This window comes from Pseudomonas sp. B16120, from assembly GCF_044218845.1.
Lineage (GTDB): Bacteria > Pseudomonadota > Gammaproteobacteria > Pseudomonadales > Pseudomonadaceae > Aquipseudomonas > Aquipseudomonas paracarnis.
Genome location: NZ_CP162588.1, coordinates 5882072 through 5900609, shown reverse-complemented (window position 1 = coordinate 5900609; position 18538 = coordinate 5882072). Strand labels below are relative to the sequence as shown.

The following is an 18538-nucleotide window of genomic DNA, read 5'->3' as shown; positions in this document are numbered from 1 at the left end:
CCGCTATCTAACCAACACCACCGAACCATGTGGGAGCTGGCTTGCCTGCGATAGCGGCCTGTCAGTCAACATCTCAGTAGCTGACCTACAGCTATCGCAGGCAAGCCAGCTCCCACAGTTTGATCTTCGTTACTCCAGGCGTAACGGTTCGTCCTCCAGCTTGATTGATGCCTTTGCGCTTCACTCCTAAGGTTAGCCCCACGACAGCAACCCCCCGTGGAGCGACCATGACAACAACCATCACCCCCGACTCGCGCTGGACGCGGCGGCGCGACGAGAAGCAGCGGCGGCTCGGGCTGGTCAAACAGTATGCAGACGGGGCGGTGTTGCCCAGTGACAAGATCGTCGAGGCCCTTGAAGCCTTGATCCTTCCCGGCGACCGCGTGGTGCTGGAGGGCAACAACCAGAAGCAGGCCGACTTCCTTTCGCGCTCCCTGGCCAAGGCCGACCCGGCCAAGCTCCACGATTTGCACATGATCATGCCCAGCGTCGGGCGTTCCGAGCACTTGGACCTGTTTGAAAAGGGCATCGCTCGCAAGCTCGATTTCTCCTTCGCCGGCACCCAATCCCTGCGCATCAGCCAGTTGCTGGAAGACGGCCTGCTGGAAATCGGCGCGATCCACACCTACATCGAACTTTACGCCCGGCTGGTGGTGGACCTGATCCCCAACGTGGTGCTTTCTGCCGGCTTCATGGCTGACCGCGCCGGCAATATCTACACCGGCGCCAGCACCGAAGACACCCCGGCGCTGATCGAACCCGCTGCCTTCAGCGATGGCATCGTCATCGTGCAGGTCAACCAGTTGGTGGACGACGTTACCGACTTGCCTCGCGTCGACATTCCCGCCAGTTGGGTGGATTTCGTGGTGGTGGCCGACAAGCCGTTCTACATCGAGCCGCTGTTCACCCGCGACCCGCGCCATATCAAGCCGGTGCATGTGTTGATGGCGATGATGGCGATCCGTGGCATCTACGAAAAACACAATGTGCAGTCGCTCAACCATGGCATCGGCTTCAACACTGCTGCCATCGAATTGATCCTGCCCACCTACGGCGAATCCCTGGGTCTGAAAGGCAAGATCTGCCGCAACTGGACACTCAACCCGCACCCCACATTGATCCCGGCGATTGAAAGCGGTTGGGTGGAGAGTGTGCATTGCTTCGGCACCGAACTGGGCATGGAAAACTACATTGCCGCACGCCCGGATGTGTTCTTCACCGGCCGCGATGGCTCCATGCGCTCCAACCGCATGTTCTGCCAACTCGCCGGCCAATACGCCGTGGACCTGTTTATCGGCGCCACCCTGCAAGTGGATGGCGACGGGCATTCCAGCACCGTGACCCGTGGCCGCCTCGCCGGTTTCGGTGGCGCGCCAAACATGGGCCACGACCCACGGGGCCGCCGTCATGGCACACCGGCCTGGCTGGATATGCGCCACGACGATGCGCCTGAGGCCTTGCTTGAACGCGGCAAAAAACTCGTGGTGCAAATGGTCGAGACCTTCCAGGAAGGCGGCAAACCGACCTTTGTCGACACCTTGGACGCAGTGGAAGTGGCCCGCAAAAGCGGCATGCCCCTGGCGCCCATCATGATCTACGGCGACGACGTCACCCACTTGCTCACCGAAGAAGGCATCGCCTACCTGTACAAGGCGCGCTCCCTGGAAGAACGCCAGGCAATGATCGCCGCCGTCGCCGGGGTGACCGCCATCGGTATGCGCCACAACCCCAAGGACACTGCGCGTATGCGCCGCGAAGGCTTGATTGCCTTGCCCGAAGATTTGGGTATTCGCCGCACCGACGCCACCCGCGAGTTGTTGGCCGCCAAGAGCGTGGCCGACCTGGTGGACTGGTCTGGTGGCCTCTACAACCCGCCCGCCAAATTCAGGAGCTGGTAAATGCGCGCGCTCAAACAGCATGAACTGAGCCTGGCCGATCGCCTGGCGGATATGGCCGTGGATGCGCTGATCGACGAAGCGGATTTGTCGCCCAAACCCGCTCTGGTAGACCGGCGCGGCAACGGCGCCCACAGCGATTTGCACCTGGGGCTGATGCACGCCTCGGCGCTGTCGCTGTGGCCGATGTTCAAGGAAATGGCCGAGGCCGCGCTCGACATCGGCGAAGTCGGCCTGCCCCTGCGCGAGGCGCTCGGGCGTATTGGCCGGGAAGGCGAGCAGGCCATGCTCGCCACTACCCAGGGCGTGAACACCCATCGCGGTGCGATCTGGGCGCTGGGGTTGCTCACCGCTGCGGTGGCCCTGGAGCCCCGCACCATAACCCTGACCGCCGCCAAGCTGGCCCTGCTCAACGACCGCTTCGCCCCGCAGCCCATGAGCCATGGGGCCCAGGTTGCGCAGCGCTACGGCGCACGCGGTGCCCGTGAAGAAGCCCAGCTCGGCTTCCCTTCGGTGATTCAACGCGGCCTGCCGCAACTGCACAAGAGCCGCCGCGAAAACGCCGGTGAGCAGAACGCCCGCCTGGATGCTTTGCTGGCGATCATGACGGACCTGGCAGACACCTGCGTGCTCTACCGCGCCGGTACCGAAGGCCTGGCCACCATGCAACAGGGCGCCCAGGCCGTGCTCGACGCCGGTGGCAGCGCAACCCTGGCCGGACGCCGCCAACTGCATGAGCTGGACCTGCAACTGCTGGCCTTGAATGCCTCCCCCGGTGGCGCCGCCGACCTGTTGGCCGCCTGCCTGTTTATCGACCGCCTCGACGGAGCGTTGTGATGGAAACCTTGTCCTTTGAATTCCCCGCCGGGCAGCCTCCCAAAGGCCGTGCGCTGGTGGGTTGCGTCGGCTCGGGCGACCTGGAAGTGCTGCTGGAGCCGGGCACGCCCGGCACCTTGACCATCCAGGTGCAAACCTCGGTCAATGGCGCGCAGCAACGCTGGCAGCACCTGTTCGAACGCATCTTCCAGGAGCAGACGCCACCGGCCCTGAACATTGATATCCACGACTTCGGTGCCACACCCGGTGTGGTGCGCTTGCGCCTGGAGCAAGGTTTCGAGGAGATCGGCCATGACTGACCTACTCGCTAAACACAGCTTTGTGGAACTCGGTGCCCGCCAGCGCGCCAAGGCGCTGTTGGATGCAGGCACCTTCCGCGAGTTGATCGACCCGTTCCAGCGGGTCATGTCGCCGTGGCTCAGCCGCCAAGGCGTGGTGTCCCAGGCCGATGACGGTGTGGTGATCGCCAAGGGCAGCATCGGCGCCAAGCCTGTGGTGATTGCCGCGATCGAAGGTAATTTCCAGGGCGGCAGCCTGGGTGAAGTTGGCGGTGCGAAAATCGCGGGCGCCTTGGAGCTGGCCGCCGAAGACAACCGCAACGGCATCCCCACCTGCGCGGTGCTACTGCTGGAAACGGGCGGCGTGCGCTTGCAGGAAGCCAACCTGGGCCTGGCTGCCATTGCCGACATTCACGCGGCGATTGTCGACCTGCGCCAGTACCAGCCAGTGATCGGTGTGGTGGCCGGCAGTGTCGGTTGCTTTGGGGGCATGTCCATCGCGGCTGGCTTGTGCAGCTACCTGGTGGTCACTCGCGAAGCACGCCTGGGCTTGAATGGCCCCCAGGTGATCGAGCAGGAGGCGGGCCTGGAGGAATACGACTCCCGCGACCGCCCCTTTATCTGGAGCCTTACCGGTGGCGAGCAACGCTTCAACAGCGGCTTGGCCGACCGTTATGTGGCGGACGATGTGGCGCAGATCCAGCAGACCGTCAGCACACTGTTGCAGCAAGGTATACCCGCACAACCACGCAGCTGGCGCGCTGATTTTTACCTGGCACGCCTGGCCGAACTGGACGCGAGCGCGCAAATCGAGCCGGCCACTGTTCGCGCGCTGTATGAGGGAGAACGCTCATGAGAGGCTTGCAGTGGTTCAACGCGTTGAGCGCCAACGCAACGCCGGTGGAAGGTTTGCCGGGCTCATTGAAAGTGGCGGATGGAGTATTGGGTGAACAGGCGGTGCGCTATATCGCCGTGGTTCCCGACCCGCACAACCGCTTCCCCCGCGCCCGCAATGGCGAAGTCGGCCTGCTGGAAGGCTGGGGCTTGGCCAAGGCGGTGGACGAAGCCATCGCCCGGGGTGACAAGCGTCCTATCATCGCTATCGTCGACGTACCCAGCCAAGCTTATGGCCGTCGCGAAGAGGCCCTTGGCATTCATCAGGCCCTGGCCGCCGCGGCTGACAGCTACGCTCGCGCTCGGCTTGCCGGCCACCCGGTGATCGCCCTGCTGGTGGGCAAGGCCATGTCGGGCGCGTTCCTCGCCCACGGCTACCAGGCCAATCGCCTGATTGCCCTGCGCGACCCCGGCGTGATGGTGCATGCCATGGGCAAAGCCTCGGCCGCCCGGGTGACCTTGCGCAGCGTCGAAGAATTGGAAACCCTGGCCGCCAGCGTGCCGCCGATGGCCTATGACATCGACAGCTATGCCAGCCTGGGATTGCTGTGGGAGACGTTGTCAGTCACCCAGATTGAACAACCCACGGCGGATGACGTGGCGCGGGTCAGCGATTGCCTGGTGCAGGCGGTCAAGGATATCGGCAGTACCGACTTGAGTTCACGCCTCGGCGCCACCAACCGAGCCGCCTCCAGCCATGTGCGCCAGCTGTTGCGGGAGCAATGGTGAACGCCCACGATTTGCTCTGGGGCATGACCCTGGCGCATCTGCCTGCGGAAGCCCCGGTCTGGGTGCGGGACGCGATCCGTGCCGGGCATCCGGTGGTGGTGCGGCGTGCCATCGCCGAGCCGGGCCATGTGGCGGTCGGTGTGCGTGGGCGTTTGCGTGAGCAGCGTTTTGCCGCCCAGATGCCCGTGGCGGCGGTGCAACGGCGGGTGGCGCCGCAAGCTTTGCGAGCGGCGGTCTCACCACGGGATTTACCGGCGCTGCGGGCCCTCGATCAACTGCGGCCGGTGCTGGCGCAGCAAGACTGGGGCGTCAGCGGCAGTGCCGGGTTTGAATTGGCCAGTGGCATTGAAGCGCTGCATGCCAGCAGTGACCTGGATTTGATTCTGTGCACGCCCAATCCTTTAGGTCGTAGCGAGGCGCAAGCGTTGTTGGCGATCCTGGACACCGCGCCCTGCGCCGTCGACCTGCAACTGCAAACCCCGTTCGGCGCCGTCGCCTTGCGCGAATGGGCCGGGCCCGCACGCCGTGTACTGCTCAAGACCGTCAGCGGTGCGCACCTTGTGCTCGACCCTTGGCAGACCGTGACATGAGCAGTCTTCTGGTGTTTCCGGGGCAGGGCGCCCAACGCAGCGGCATGCTCCAGGGGTTGCCGGCCGACATTCTGCAAGAGGCCAGTGATGCCCTGGGTGAAGACGTTCGTCTGCTCGACTCGGCGCAGGCGCTGGAATCGACGCGGGCTGTGCAACTGTGCCTGTTGATCGCCGGCGTGGCCCATGCCCGGCAATTGGCGTGCACGCCGGATTATGTGGCGGGCCTGTCCATCGGCGCCTACCCGGCTGCGGTGATCGCCGGCTCCCTGGGTTTTGCTGATGCGATAAAACTGGTCAGCCTGCGTGGCGAGTTGATGCAGCAGGCTTATCCACAGGGCTATGGCATGACCGCGCTGATCGGCCCTGATCTGTCCAGCGTCGAAGCGCTGCTGGCGGATATCCACAACGCGCAAACGCCGGTGTACCTGGCCAATATCAATGCCGATAACCAGACCGTCATCGCCGGCAGCAACGAGGGGATGAAGCGGGTTGCCGAGCGCATCAAAGGCAACGGTGTCGCCAAGCGCTTGGCGGTCAGCGTGCCGTCTCACTGCCCGTTGCTGGAGCAACCCGCCCAGGCTCTGTTCCAAGCCTTCGTCCCACTCAAGGCGCCGCGCATCACTTACCTGAGCAGCACCCGCGCGCGACCTATCCACAACCCCGAACAACTGCGTGACGACCTGGCCTTCAATATGTGCCGCGTTGTCGATTGGCGCGGCACGGTGCAGAGCGCCTACGAGCGCGGTGTGCGCCTGCAAATCGAACTGCCTCCGGGCGCGGTGCTCACCGGTCTGTCACGCCGTGTTTTTGAACAAGGCACGGTGATCGCCTGCGAAGGCGCCCGCCTGGACACCTTGCAGGCCCTGCTGCAAGAGGAGGAGCGCCGCCACCGATAACGCAGTACCCAAGGCTTTCGAAGCACAAAAACAACAATTTCGAACGAGCACTTTGAGGACAACAACCATGATTATCTACGGTGTGGCTTTTTTGGCGTTCTGCACGTTGGCAGGGCTGTTGGTGGGTGAACTGCTGGGCAAGCTGTTGGGTATCCCGGCCAACGTCGGCGGGGTGGGTATTGCCATGCTGCTGTTGATCGGCCTGGGCAGCTACCTGAGCAAACGCGGCCTGTTTACCGGCAAGTCAGAGCAAGGCGTGAGTTTCTGGGCGGCGGTGTATATCCCGATTGTGGTGGCGATGGCTGCCCAGCAAAACGTGTATGGCGCCATCAGCGGTGGGCCTATGGCGATTCTGGCCGGGACCCTCGCCGTGGTGCTCGGCTTTGCCCTGGTGCCCGTGCTGGTGCGTATCGGTAACCGCGAGCCGGTTGCTCCTGTTCCCACCAAAGAAGCCGGGTGATCGCCATGTACGAATCGATGATGAAAGTGATCACCGGCTACGGCTTGATCAGTGGTTTCGCCGTGATCGGTCTGACCATGTGGGTGTCTTATTGGATCTCCGATACCTTCACCAAGGGCCGCCTGCATGGTTCGGCCATTGCCATTCTACTGGGGTTGGCGCTGTCGTATGTGGGCGGTGCGTTTACCGGTGGTTCCAAGGGCGTGGTGGATATTCCACTGTTGTCGGGCATCGGCCTGCTGGGCGGTGCGATGCTGCGCGACTTTGCCATTGTCGCCACGGCGTTTGGCGTGAGTGTCGATGAGCTCAAACGCGCCGGCTACGTGGGTGTACTGGCGCTGTTTGTCGGCGTGGGCTCGTCGTTCGTTGCCGGGGTCGGGGTGGCGATGGCGTTCGGGTACACCGATGCGGTGAGCCTCACCACCATCGGTGCCGGGGCCGTGACCTATATCGTCGGCCCGGTGACCGGTGCGGCGATTGGGGCCAGCTCCGAGGTGATGGCGCTGTCCATTGCCGCGGGGTTGATCAAGGCCATTCTGGTGATGGTGATGACGCCGTTCGTAGCGCCGCTGATCGGGCTGAACAACCCACGCAGCGCGGTGATCTTCGGTGGCTTGATGGGCACCTCCAGCGGTGTGGCGGGCGGCCTGGCGGCGACTGATCCGAAGCTGGTGCCTTATGGGTGTCTGACGGCGGCGTTCTATACGGCGCTGGGGTGTTTGTTGGGGCCGTCGTTGTTGTTTTTGCTGATGCGTGGGTTGGTGGGCTGACAGGTCGGGCCTCATCGCAGGCAAGCCAGCTCCCACAGGGGACCGAGATCACCTGTGGGAGCTGGCTTGCCTGCGATGGCGGCCTCAAACCTGGCGATTGGCATACATCCGACACTCTGCCAACAACGCCAGCAGGTTCGGGTCGCGCTCCTTGGCTTTCAAAAACACCACACCGATCTGCTGCTGCAACCGATACCTGGGTTGCAGCGGTATCAGCTTCACGCGGTTCTCATACACCGCTGCAATTCGCCCCGGCAGCAGTGCATAACCCACTCCCGAGCTGACCATGCTCAGCAAGGTGAAGATGTCGTTTACCTGCATCGCCACCTTCGGTTCGAACCCTGCCTGTTTAAACACCCGGTTGCCGTCCTGATGGGTGGCGAAGCCCTGGGTGAGGGTGATGAAGGTGGCATCCCGTACATCGGCCAGGTCGATTTCCTGATTGCGGTCCAAGGGGGAGTCGGCCGGCGTGGCAAGGAAGATGTCATCGCTGAACAGCGCGATCTGCTCACAATCCGAATCGGTGGCGTGATCGTCCAGGGAGATGAGGATCGCATCGACCTCCATGTTCTTGAGCTTGTAGAGCAGGTCGAAGTTGGAGCCCAGGATCAGGTCGATATTGAGTTCGCTGCGCCTGATTTTCAGACCCATGATCAACTGCGGCACGGTCTTGACCGTCAGCGAATACAGCGAGCCGAGCTTGAAGCGTTCGGCCGAGAACCCGGCGGCTTCGCGGGTCAGGCGCACGCTGTCGACCACGTCGGCCACCAGTTTTTGCGCACGCTCTTCGAGCACGTAGGCGCTTTCCAGCGGGGTGAGGTTGCGCCCCTCGTGTTTGAACAGCGGGCAGCGCAGGGCACTTTCCAGGGAGTGAATGGCGCGGTGCACGCTGACATTGCTGGTTTGCAACTCGGCGGCCGCGCGGGCCAGGTTGCCGGTGCGCATGAACGCCAGGAAGATCTCCAGCTTCTTGAGGGTGAATTCTTCGTCGATCAGCATGGCCTTGGGCTCTTGTTCGATTGCGCTCGATTGTGCCTGCAAACGCGGCCCTCGTCGCTGGAACGTCACACGCCGCTTGCACTCTGATACGCAAGGCTGGAGGCTTGCCGACAGTCGTCAACGGTGAGGGGAGGTCAACGATAGATGTATCACGGGGAACGGTTCAACGCCTGGAGCCATTTGCTCGGTGCAGTCGCGGCGTGTATTGGCGCCGTATGGATGTTGGTAGTGGCAAGCCTGGACGGCAGTCCCTGGAAAATCGTCAGCGTGGCGATTTATGGCTTTACCCTGATGGTGCTGTACAGCGCGTCGACGGTGTACCACAGCGTGCGGGGGCGGCGAAAAGAGATCATGCAGAAGGTCGATCACTTCTCGATCTACCTGTTGATCGCCGGCAGCTACACACCGTTCTGCCTGGTAAGCCTGCGCGGGCCGTGGGGCTGGACGCTGTTCGGGATCGTGTGGGGGCTGGCGGTGATTGGCATCCTGCAAGAGATCAAGCCGCGCTCGGAGGCGCGGATTCTGTCCATCGTGATCTACGCGGTAATGGGCTGGATCGTGCTGGTGGCGGTCAAGCCGCTGATCGCGGCGCTGGGCACGGCAGGGTTTATCTGGTTGGCCGCGGGTGGGGTGTTGTACACCGTGGGCATCATCTTTTTTGCCTTGGAGGATCGCCTGCGTCATTCCCATGGCATCTGGCATTTGTTTGTGATTGGCGGCAGCCTCCTGCATTTTGTGGCGATCATGCATTACGTGCTGTGAATGCTGGTGGCTGCTCTTTAAAGGCGCTCGAGCAACTCACGGGCACGATTGCCGAAAATCTGCAGCAGCTTGGCCAGCATATGCGGCGGTGGCTCATCGCCGCGGGTCAGGGCGTAGAGGGTGATCGGCAGGGGGGGCGTGAGGGTGCGGATACAGGTGGTTGCCGTCGATGCGCCGAGGGCGGTAAAGGGGTCGATCACCGTCAAGCCGGCGCCGGACTCTACCATCGCCCGGGCCAGGGAATAGGTTTGCACCGAGATGGTCACCCGTGGCGGTGGATCAACGTTCTCCAGGTAGCTGTCCAGCTTGGTCGCCAGCGGATCGGCACTGGAGAGCCCGATCAATGGCGCGCCCGCCAGTTCGCTCAGTGGCAATGGCCGGTTGATTTCAGCCGCCGACCAATAGCCCTTGGACGCCAATGCAACCAGCACGCCATTGGCCAGCACCTGTGTGGTCAACCCCGGATGGCCGGAAAAATTGAGGGTCAGCGCCAGGTCGATTTCGCGCATTAACAGCTTCTGGACCAGCTCACGGCTATGGTCGCTGGACAGCTCGCAAGCCATGTCGGGGTATTCGCGCTTCCATTCCAGAATCGCTGGAGGCAGCAGCGACAAGGCCAGCGCGGGTATCGCACCAATGCGTACGCTTTGCCCTGGGGCGCGGCGCAGGCTCTTGGCCAGGCGCCGTACACCTTGCAAGCTCTCGGTGACTTTCTCGACTTCGCGTTCCAGCGCCAGGGCTTCCGGCGTGGGTTGCAATTTGCCGCGTACACGCAGAAACAGCGCAAAGCCCAGCTGCAGTTCGGCGTGCTGCAACACTTTGGTCACCGCCGGTTGCGAGACGTGCAGCAACTGCGCGGCGGCACTGATCGAGCCAGTCTGGCGAATGGCCTGGAAGATTTCGATATGACGCAAGCGCATGGCAGGTCCATAACCTTTGTTTATAGGTGACCCATCTTTATTCATTGTCGGTGGCCTGTCACCTGCGCCTACGCTTGGCCTTCAGTTAATCAACGGTCGGGGGCTGGGATGGCGAGGCAGGTTTGCATCATCGGTGGTGGGGTCATCGGCCTGGCCAGTGCTTACGCACTGGTGCGGGCAGGCCACGAGGTCACGGTGATAGACGCCCGTGACACCCTGGGGAGCGAAACCAGTTTCGCCAACGGTGGGCAGCTGTCCTATCGCTATGTTGCACCGCTGGCCGACGCGGGCGTGCCGCTGCAGGCGATGGGGTGGCTGTTGCGTGGGGACTCTCCGCTCAAACTGCGCCCTCGCCTCGACCCCCGGCAATGGCGCTGGATGACTGCATTCGTCGGCGCATGCCGGGGCTCGGTGAACAAGCGCAACGCTGCCCACTTGCTGCGGCTGGCGAGCCTGAGCCAAGGCACCTTGCAGCAATGGCGTGTCGACGATCGGCTGGACGGCTTCGACTGGCGGTGCAACGGCAAGCTGGTGACCTTCCGTAATGCCGGGACCTTTGAGCGTGCGCGCGCCAACGTCACAGACATCCTGCAGCAGCAGGTACTGTCGATGGCCGACTGCCAACGCCTGGAACCTTCCTTGGCGGCGCGGGATTTTGTCGGAGGCATCTATACGCCCAGTGAAGAAGTTGCGGACTGTCATGCCTTTTGCCAACGCCTGGCCGCCAGGTTGGAAGCGTCCGGGCGTTGCACATTTTTGCTGGGGCGCAAGGTTACCGGGGTTCGTCACGCCGACGGTGCGGTGCAGGCCATCGAGTTGGGCCATGAAGTGATGCCGGTCGATCAACTGGTATTGGCTGCCGGGCATCGCAGTGCCGAGCTGGCATTGCCGCGCTTGTCGCTGGCGCTGTATCCGCTCAAGGGCTACAGCCTGAGCGTGCCGATCGGCGAGCAGCACAAAGCACCGAACGTAAGCATCACCGACTACGACCGCAAGATCGTCTATGCACGCATAGGTGAGCAACTGCGGATCGCGGCCATGGTGGATATTGTCGGCTTTGATGCGCGTCTTGAGCCCAAGCGCCTGGCGTTGATAAAGCGTCAGGCGCTGGAAACGTTTCCTTTGGCCGGTGACTACGCCCAGGCGGTCGAATGGGCCGGTATGCGCCCGGCAACACCGACGGGCGTGCCATTGATCGGTGCCAGCGCCTACCGCAACCTGTGGCTGAACCTGGGGCATGGCGCACTGGGCTTCACCCTGGCCTGCGGCAGCGGCCAACTGCTGGCCGAGCTGATCGACCAGCGCCCCCCTTCCATTGATATGCAGGGCCTGACGCCCCGCGCCGCTTGAGGATGCAGCCATGACCATTACCCGAATCAATAGCAACGAACGACTCAGCGGCGCCGTGACGTTCAAGGACCTGGTGTTCCTTTCGGGCCAGGTACCGGGCGACGGCCTGGATGTGGCTACTCAGACCCGGCAAGTGCTGGCCAGGATCGACGCGCTGTTGGCCGAGGCGGGCAGCGATAAGGATCACTTACTCAACGCCACGATTTACCTGAAGGACATCGGTGCCGGTTTTGCACCGATGAATGATGTCTGGTCCGCATGGCTCTCGCCAGGCATGGCGCCCACGCGCACTACCTTGCAAGCAGAGCTGGCGCGGCCGAGTGTGCTGGTGGAAATCAGCGTGATTGCAGTACGTAAATAACCTCAAAGACCAACGGAGAATAACAATGAAAAAGATCCTGTTGACCGGCTGCACCCTGGGCTTTTTGTGGGGCGCGCAGGCGCATGCAAGCGAAGCGCCGCTGGCGGGCACTTTGAGCAAGATCGCCAGCGCCAAGTCCATCACCCTGGGCTACCGCGATGCGTCGGTGCCGTTTTCCTACGTGGGGGATAGCAGTGGTAAACCGATGGGCTACTCGGTGGACCTGGCAAACAAGATTGTCGAGCGTATCCAGCAGAAAACCTCAGTGGGCGACCTCAAGGTGAAATACAACCTGGTGACGTCCCAAACCCGCATCCCGCTGGTGCAGAACGGCACTGTCGACCTGGAGTGCGGCTCCACTGGCGTGACGGCTGAGCGGCAGAAGCAGGTGGCATTCTCCTACGGGTTTATCTACGTAAAAGGCCAGTTGCTGACGGCCAAGGACAGCGGGATCAAAGGCTTTGCCGACCTAGCGGGCAAAAATGTGGTGACCACTGCCGGCACCACCAATGAGCGCTTCCTCAAAAGTTATAACGCTGAACACAAAGCCAATATGTTCGTGATCAGCGCCAAGGACCATGGCGAAGCGTTCAAGATGCTCGAGACTGGCCGGGCCGTAGCGTTCTATATGGACGACGCGTTGCTCTACGGCGAGCGTGCCAAGGCCAAGGACCCGCATCACTGGGTGGTGGTCGGCGAGGAGCAGTCGCGGGAGATCTACAGCTGCATGGTGCGCAAGGATGACCCGCAGTTTCTCGCGGTGGTCAACGAAACCCTGGGCGAGCTGTACCGCTCGGGAGAGATCAACGGGATTTACCAGCGCTGGTTCGAGCAGCCGATTCCGCCCAAGGGCTTGAACCTGGAGTTCCCGATGACCAGCGAGTTGAAAGCGATCATCGCCAAGCCGGTGAGTGACCCAGTGGAGTAAGCCTTGGGTAACCCGATAAAACTGTAGGAGCTGGCTTGCCTGCGATAGCGGTCTGTCAGTTGTAAGTTAACTGCCTGAAACACCGCTATCGCAGGCAAGCCAGCTCCCACAGTTGATTGGGTTTACAGGGGAGGTTAGAAGTCGCCCCAGAGTTGTTGGGCGACGGAGAGTGCGACGACGGGGGCGGTCTCGGTACGCAACACCCGCGGGCCGAGGCGAGCGGCGTGGTAGCCGGCGTCTTGGGCGGTCGCGACTTCATTATCGGTGAGCCCCCCTTCGGGACCGATCAAGAACGCCAGGCTCGATGGCTTGGCGTGGCTGATCATCGGCTCTGCCACCGGGTGCAGCACCAGCTTCAAGTCCGCCTCGGTTTGCTTGAGCCAGTCTGCCAGCAAGAGCGGAGGGTGAATCACCGGCACCGTTGAGCGCCCACATTGCTCGCACGCGCTGATTGCCACCTGGCGCCAGTGCAGCAAGCGCTTGTCGGCGCGTTCGTCCTTGAGGCGTACCTCGCAGCGGTCGCTGAAGATCGGTGTGATCGCGTTGACGCCCAATTCAGTGGCCTTCTGGATCGCCCAGTCCATGCGCTCGCCCCGGGACAGGCCCTGGCCGAGGTGAATATGCAGGGGCGATTCGGCTTGGCCGGCAAAGCTATCGGTGAGTTGCACGGTGACGCGTTTTTTACCGACTTCCAGCAAGGTGCCACTAAACTCCTGGCCAGAGCCGTCGAACAGTTGCACGGCATCGCCTTCACCCATGCGCAACACACGGCTGATGTAATGCGCCTGGGCTTCGGGTAGTTCGTGATCGCCGAGGCTCAGCGGGGTGTCGGTGAAAAAGCGGGACAGTCTCATTTCTGTTCTCTGAAGAAGTTTATGTAGGCGCAGCGGCGCGCCTGGAATGCCTTCGCGAGCAAGCTCGCTCCTACAAGGATTTAGGCAATCAACCCGGATCACGGAAGCCTGGATGGAAATCTTTCGGCACCGCCACACTGACCTTGCTGTTGGTGGCGATATCGATCCCCTCGCTGGCCACCTCGGCCAGAAAGTCGATCTGCTCGGGGGTAATTACATAAGGCGGCAGGAAATACACCACGCTGCCCAACGGCCGCAGCAGCGCACCGCGCTCCAGCGCGTGCTCGAAGACCTTCAGGCCACGGCGCTCCTGCCACGGGTAGGCGGCCTTGGTGGCTTTGTCCTGCACCATCTCGATAGCCAGCACCATGCCGGTCTGGCGCACTTCCGACACGTGAGGATGGTCCACCAGGTGCGCGGTGGCGGTCGCCATGCGCTGGGCCAGGGCCTTGTTGTTCTCGATGACGTTGTCTTCTTCAAAGATATCCAGCGTTGCCAACGCCGCCGCACAGGCCAGCGGGTTGCCGGTGTAGCTGTGGGAGTGCAGGAAGGCGCGCAGTGTGGGGTAGTCATCGTAGAACGCGCTGTAGACGTCTTCCGTGGTAACCACCGCGGCCAGCGGCAGGTAACCGCCGGTAAGGGCCTTGGACAAGCACAGGAAGTCCGGGCGGATGCCGGCTTGTTCACAGGCAAACATACTGCCGGTGCGGCCAAAGCCCACGGCGATTTCGTCGTGGATCAGGTGCACGCCGTAGCGGTCGCAGGCTTCGCGCAGCAGCTTGAGGTACACCGGGTGGTACATGCGCATGCCACCGGCGCCTTGGATCAGCGGCTCGACAATCACGGCGGCAACGCTGTCGTGATGCTCGGCCAGGGTCTGTTCCATGGCCAGGAACATGGTGCGCGAGTGTTCTTCCCAGCTCATGCCTTCGGGGCGCAGGTAGCAGTCCGGGCTCGGCACCTTGATCGTGTCGAGCAGCAGCGCCTTGTAGGTCTCGGTAAACAGCGGCACGTCGCCCACCGACATCGCGGCGATGGTTTCGCCGTGGTAGCTGTTGGTGAGGGTGACGAAGCGCTTTTTGTTCGGCTGGCCGCGGTTGAGCCAGTAGTGGAAGCTCATCTTCAGCGCCACTTCGATGCATGACGAACCGTTATCGGCGTAGAAGCAGCGGGTCAGCCCTTCGGGCGTCATCGCGACCAGGCGTTCGGACAACTCGATCACCGGTTGATGGCTGAAACCAGCGAGGATCACGTGCTCCAGCTGATCGACCTGATCCTTGATACGCTGGTTGATCCGTGGGTTGGCGTGGCCGAATACGTTGACCCACCAGGAACTGACGGCATCGAGGTAGCGCTTGCCTTCGAAGTCTTCCAGCCATACGCCTTCACCGCGCTTGATGGGCACCAGCGGCAGTTGCTGGTGGTCTTTCATCTGGGTGCAGGGATGCCACAGCACCGCGAGGTCGCGTTGCATCCACTGGTTGTTCAAGCCCATCGGTGATCTCCTCGAAGCGGTCCTGCGGCGGGCACAGGCGAAACAATCGCGCAAGCCTATGCAATGGTGGCTCGGGTCACAAGCCATTGTGGGGAAATTCGCAGTAAATGCAGGACGGTCTGTCACGTTTCCCAGGGATAGTCTTAATCCCTTGTTAATTTATGATGCCTAGCCTCTTTATCGTATTTCTCGATATTTCAAAGCAAAATTTTCCGCTTTAATTCGATAGGTAAAGCGCTAGTCTTGGGCACAGTTCTTACGGGATTAAGTACATGCAGCTACGTAATTCGCCGGCCCGCTATGGTTGGGTCAGCATGGTTCTGCACTGGGGCGTAGCCCTGGTGGTGTTCGGTTTATTTGCCCTGGGCTTGTGGATGGTCGGTCTCGATTACTACAGCGCCTGGCGCAAAGATGCGCCCGACTTGCACAAGAGCATTGGCATCACGCTGTTCGCCATCATGCTGGTGCGGATCGTCTGGCGCCTGGTCAGCCCGCCGCCGCCACCACTGGCCAGCTATAGCCGCATGACGCGGATCGGCGCCGCGTTTGGGCACGCGTTCCTTTATGTCGGGCTGTTTGCCGTGATGATTGCCGGTTACCTGATTTCCACCGCAGACGGTGTCGGTATCCCGGTGTTTGGCCTGTTTGAAATTCCTGCCGTGGTTTCCGGTCTACCGGACCAGGCAGATACCGCGGGTTGGGTGCACCTGTACCTGGCCTGGGTGTTGGTGGTCTTCGCCGGCTTGCACGGCGTGGCGGCCCTGAAACACCATTTTATCGATCGTGATGCGACCCTTGCGCGAATGCTGGGACGCAAAGCCTGATGTTCAACCTCGACTCACAAGGAATAGAAAGCATGTTGAAAAAAACACTCGCTGCGCTGGCAATCGGTTCTGCCCTGCTGTCCGCAGGTTCGGCGATGGCCGCTGACTACGTGATCGACAAGGAAGGCCAGCACGCCTTCGTCGATTTCAAAATCAGCCACCTGGGCTACAGCTACATCACCGGTACCTTCAAGGACCTGGATGGCAAGTTCAGCTTTGACGCCGCCAAGCCCGAAGACGCCAAGATTGAAGTCAACGTGCGTACTGCCAGCGTGTTCTCCAACCACGCCGAGCGCGACAAGCACGTCAACAGCAAGGACTTCCTGGAGTCGGGCAAATTCCCTGATGCCAAGTTCGTTTCCACCAGCGTCAAGCCAACTGGCAAAAATGCTGATGGCAAGCTGACTGCTGATGTGACCGGGGACCTGACCTTCCACGGCGTGACCAAGCCGATCCTGGTCAAAGCCACGTTCCTGGGCGAAGGCAAGGATCCATGGGGCGGCTACCGTGCCGGCTTCGAAGGCACCACCAACATCAGCCGCAAGGAATTCAACAAGGACGGCATGGACGTAGGTCCACAGTCTGACAACGTGCAGTTGTACATCACGTTTGAAGGTGTGAAAGCGAAGTAATGCTTCGTATGTAGGAGCGAGCTTGCTCGCGAAGGCCGCAAGGACACCGCGTTAAACCAGGATGCCCGCGTTATCGTTGACGACCTTCGCGAGCTAGCTCCTACAGGCAAAAAAAAACCCGTATCTCACGATACGGGTTTTTTTTATGCTTCGCGGTTGCGAGTCAGCAGCGCTGGTTTCTCACCACGAGGGCGGCCTGGCAGTTGATCCAACTGCTCAGGTGTCGGGAAGCGATCCGCTTTCGACTCCTTGTGGATGATCTTCGGCGCCGGACCACCCCGTGGGTTTTGTACTGCAGGCTCGGACGAGCGAGGCTGATCGTCACGGGCAGGGCGGCGGTTGTTGCTGCGTGAATCTTCGCGACGGGCCTGGCCGTCACGCGGTGCGCCATTACGCGGGCCGCTGCGCTTGGCAGGCGGGGTGCCAGTGGTGCCGCCGCTGCTGTTGCGCGGGGCGTTCTGGCGACCGCCCTGTGGCTGGCCGCTACGTGGAGCGCCTGCGCCCTGGGCAGGAGCCCCTGGACGACGGCCACGGCCCTGGGCCGGTTTGGCCTGGGGCACGTAGTCGACGCGGTTACCGAAGTTATCGATATCGTCGTCAAGGAACTCGTCCGGGGCGCGGTCGGCCGCGGCGCGTGGTGGCTGGCTCGGCTGGCGCTGTTCGCGGGCCGGGGTGCCTTCACGGGGCTTCTGCTCACGGGCCGGGCGTTCGCCACGGCTGCTGCTCGCGGTTTTTTCCTTGCCCTTGTCCTTGCCTTTGTCGCGACGACCACCGCCACCACCGCCGCCGTTCGGGCCATCGCCCTTCGGACCACGTGGGTTGCGCGGGTTGCGCACGTCTGGACGCTCGCGCGCTTCTGGCTTCTCGGCCTCCACGGCGCTGGCATCAAAGCCCATCAGGTCGCCATCGGCGATTTTCTGCTTGGTCATGCGTTCGATGCTTTTCAGCAGCTTTTCTTCATCCGGCGCGACCAACGAAATGGCCTCGCCCGAACGACCGGCACGGCCGGTACGGCCGATACGGTGCACATAGTCTTCATCGACGTTTGGCAGCTCGAAGTTGACCACGTGTGGCAACTGGTCGATATCCAGGCCGCGTGCGGCGATATCGGTGGCCACCAGGATACGCACGCTGCCGGCCTTGAAGTCGGCCAGGGCTTTGGTGCGTGCGTTCTGGCTCTTGTTGCCGTGGATGGCGACGGCGGTGAGGCCGTGCTTGTCCAGGTACTCTGCCAGGCGGTTGGCGCCGTGCTTGGTACGGGTGAACACCAGCACCTGTTCCCACGCGCCGTGGGTGATCAGGTGCGCCAGCAGCGAGCGCTTGTGGCTGGCGGCCAGGCGGAACACGCGTTGCTCGATACGCTCGACCGTGGTGTTCGGCGGCGTGACTTCGATGCGTTCCGGGTTATGCAGCAGCTTGCCGGCCAGGGCGGTGATGTCCTGGGAGAACGTTGCCGAGAACAGCAGGTTCTGCCGTTTGGCCGGTAGGCGGGCGAGGACTTTTTTCACGTCATGGACAAAGCCCATGTCGAGCATGCGGTCGGCTTCGTCCAGCACGAGGATTTCCACGTGGGACAAATCGACGCTGCCTTGGCCGCACAGGTCGAGCAAGCGACCCGGGCAGGCTACGAGCACGTCGACACCACGGGACATGGCCTGAACCTGTGGGTTCATGCCGACGCCGCCGAAGATGCAGGCGCTGACGAACTTCAAGTCGCGGGCATACAGCTTGAAGCTGTCGTGCACTTGGGCTGCGAGTTCGCGGGTTGGGGTCAGGACCAGTACGCGCGGTTGGCGCGGGCCGTGACGTTGGGATTTGTCCGGGTGACCGTTGGGAAACAACCGCTCCAGGATCGGGAGGGCGAAACCGCCGGTTTTACCAGTACCTGTCTGAGCCGCAACCATCAGGTCGCGACCTTGCAACACGGCGGGAATGGCCCGCTGTTGCACCGGAGTAGGCTCGGTATAGCCCGCTGCCTCGATGGCGCGGACTAAAGCCTCGGAGAGACCGAGGGAAGCAAAGGACATGAGTAATCCTGTTTTAGTTAGGGCTTGGCCCAAAGGG

General features: G+C 62.2%; 20 protein-coding genes. 15 read left to right on the top strand and 5 right to left on the bottom strand.

What is annotated here, in order from left to right:
- Positions 1–227: 227 nt before the first annotated feature.
- From mdcA to madM, 9 genes are all read left to right on the top strand, one after another.
- Entirely contained in the window at positions 228–1898 is a 1671-nt protein-coding gene (mdcA, locus tag AB4P90_RS27630; RefSeq protein ID WP_019817746.1) for a malonate decarboxylase subunit alpha, read from the top strand.
- Entirely contained in the window at positions 1899–2732 is an 834-nt protein-coding gene (locus tag AB4P90_RS27625; protein ID WP_395605519.1) for a triphosphoribosyl-dephospho-CoA synthase, read from the top strand.
- Positions 2732–3031, top strand: a complete 300-nt coding sequence (locus tag AB4P90_RS27620; protein WP_014720312.1) for a malonate decarboxylase subunit delta — start codon at positions 2732–2734, stop codon at positions 3029–3031. Before AB4P90_RS27625 ends, AB4P90_RS27620 begins: the two co-directional genes overlap by 1 nt.
- Positions 3024–3866 carry a biotin-independent malonate decarboxylase subunit beta gene (locus tag AB4P90_RS27615; protein ID WP_395605518.1) on the top strand — a complete coding sequence of 281 codons (843 nt, stop codon included), beginning with the start codon at positions 3024–3026 and terminating at the stop codon, positions 3864–3866. The genes AB4P90_RS27620 and AB4P90_RS27615 overlap by 8 nt, the downstream gene beginning before the upstream one ends.
- Positions 3863–4633: a biotin-independent malonate decarboxylase subunit gamma gene (gene mdcE / locus AB4P90_RS27610; RefSeq protein ID WP_032902290.1), complete on the top strand. Its 771-nt coding sequence runs from the start codon at positions 3863–3865 to the stop codon at positions 4631–4633. Before AB4P90_RS27615 ends, mdcE begins: the two co-directional genes overlap by 4 nt.
- Positions 4627–5223, top strand: a complete 597-nt coding sequence (locus AB4P90_RS27605; protein WP_168223889.1) for a malonate decarboxylase holo-ACP synthase — start codon at positions 4627–4629, stop codon at positions 5221–5223. The genes mdcE and AB4P90_RS27605 overlap by 7 nt, the downstream gene beginning before the upstream one ends.
- Positions 5220–6119 (top strand): malonate decarboxylase subunit epsilon, encoded by a 900-nt coding sequence (gene mdcH / locus AB4P90_RS27600; protein WP_058410813.1) that lies wholly within the window; start codon positions 5220–5222, stop codon positions 6117–6119. The genes AB4P90_RS27605 and mdcH overlap by 4 nt, the downstream gene beginning before the upstream one ends.
- Positions 6120–6186: 67 nt before the next feature.
- A complete protein-coding gene (gene madL, locus AB4P90_RS27595) occupies positions 6187–6579 on the top strand; it encodes a malonate transporter subunit MadL (protein ID WP_019817741.1) in 393 nt (130 codons plus the stop codon).
- 5 nt (positions 6580–6584) lie between these two features.
- On the top strand, positions 6585–7349 hold the full coding sequence (gene madM / locus AB4P90_RS27590; protein ID WP_003195023.1) for a malonate transporter subunit MadM: 765 nt from the start codon (positions 6585–6587) through the stop codon (positions 7347–7349).
- Between the two features lie 84 nt (positions 7350–7433).
- Here madM and AB4P90_RS27585 read toward each other — a convergent pair whose 3' ends face one another.
- Positions 7434–8348 carry a LysR substrate-binding domain-containing protein gene (locus AB4P90_RS27585; RefSeq protein WP_019817740.1) on the bottom strand — a complete coding sequence of 305 codons (915 nt, stop codon included), beginning with the start codon at positions 8346–8348 and terminating at the stop codon, positions 7434–7436.
- Between the two features lie 144 nt (positions 8349–8492).
- Here AB4P90_RS27585 and AB4P90_RS27580 point away from each other — a divergent pair, with 144 nt between their 5' ends.
- A complete protein-coding gene (locus tag AB4P90_RS27580; RefSeq protein WP_020301905.1) occupies positions 8493–9110 on the top strand; it encodes a hemolysin III family protein in 618 nt (205 codons plus the stop codon).
- A gap of 17 nt (positions 9111–9127) precedes the next feature.
- Here the strand turns inward: AB4P90_RS27580 and AB4P90_RS27575 are convergent, their stop codons facing one another.
- Positions 9128–10030 carry a LysR family transcriptional regulator gene (locus tag AB4P90_RS27575; RefSeq protein WP_058410812.1) on the bottom strand — a complete coding sequence of 301 codons (903 nt, stop codon included), beginning with the start codon at positions 10028–10030 and terminating at the stop codon, positions 9128–9130.
- Positions 10031–10138: 108 nt separating this feature from the next.
- On the opposite strand from AB4P90_RS27575, the gene AB4P90_RS27570 reads away from it, so the two are divergent.
- Genes AB4P90_RS27570 through AB4P90_RS27560 form a run of 3 tightly spaced genes read left to right on the top strand, consistent with a single transcriptional unit; the run spans position 10139 to position 12669 of the window.
- The gene (locus AB4P90_RS27570) at positions 10139–11380 is read left to right on the top strand and encodes a D-amino acid dehydrogenase (protein ID WP_395605517.1); all 1242 of its coding nucleotides are present in this window, start codon (positions 10139–10141) and stop codon (positions 11378–11380) included.
- Between the two features lie 10 nt (positions 11381–11390).
- Positions 11391–11741, top strand: a complete 351-nt coding sequence (locus tag AB4P90_RS27565; protein ID WP_014720303.1) for a RidA family protein — start codon at positions 11391–11393, stop codon at positions 11739–11741.
- A 25-nt stretch (positions 11742–11766) separates the two neighbouring features.
- The gene (locus AB4P90_RS27560) at positions 11767–12669 is read left to right on the top strand and encodes a transporter substrate-binding domain-containing protein (RefSeq protein ID WP_395605516.1); all 903 of its coding nucleotides are present in this window, start codon (positions 11767–11769) and stop codon (positions 12667–12669) included.
- 134 nt (positions 12670–12803) lie between these two features.
- Here the strand turns inward: AB4P90_RS27560 and AB4P90_RS27555 are convergent, their stop codons facing one another.
- Both AB4P90_RS27555 and AB4P90_RS27550 read right to left on the bottom strand, forming a co-directional pair.
- Positions 12804–13523, bottom strand: coding sequence for a 16S rRNA (uracil(1498)-N(3))-methyltransferase (locus AB4P90_RS27555; protein ID WP_014720301.1), 720 nt, complete (start codon positions 13521–13523; stop codon positions 12804–12806).
- An 88-nt stretch (positions 13524–13611) separates the two neighbouring features.
- On the bottom strand, positions 13612–15018 hold the full coding sequence (locus AB4P90_RS27550; RefSeq protein WP_130174972.1) for an adenosylmethionine--8-amino-7-oxononanoate transaminase: 1407 nt from the start codon (positions 15016–15018) through the stop codon (positions 13612–13614).
- 272 nt (positions 15019–15290) lie between these two features.
- On the opposite strand from AB4P90_RS27550, the gene AB4P90_RS27545 reads away from it, so the two are divergent.
- Both AB4P90_RS27545 and AB4P90_RS27540 read left to right on the top strand, forming a co-directional pair.
- Positions 15291–15842 (top strand): cytochrome b, encoded by a 552-nt coding sequence (locus tag AB4P90_RS27545; protein ID WP_014720299.1) that lies wholly within the window; start codon positions 15291–15293, stop codon positions 15840–15842.
- A gap of 32 nt (positions 15843–15874) precedes the next feature.
- On the top strand, positions 15875–16474 hold the full coding sequence (locus tag AB4P90_RS27540) for a YceI family protein (RefSeq protein WP_014720298.1): 600 nt from the start codon (positions 15875–15877) through the stop codon (positions 16472–16474).
- A 143-nt stretch (positions 16475–16617) separates the two neighbouring features.
- Here AB4P90_RS27540 and AB4P90_RS27535 read toward each other — a convergent pair whose 3' ends face one another.
- Positions 16618–18501, bottom strand: coding sequence for a DEAD/DEAH box helicase (locus tag AB4P90_RS27535; RefSeq protein ID WP_014720297.1), 1884 nt, complete (start codon positions 18499–18501; stop codon positions 16618–16620).
- Positions 18502–18538: the final 37 nt, after the last annotated feature.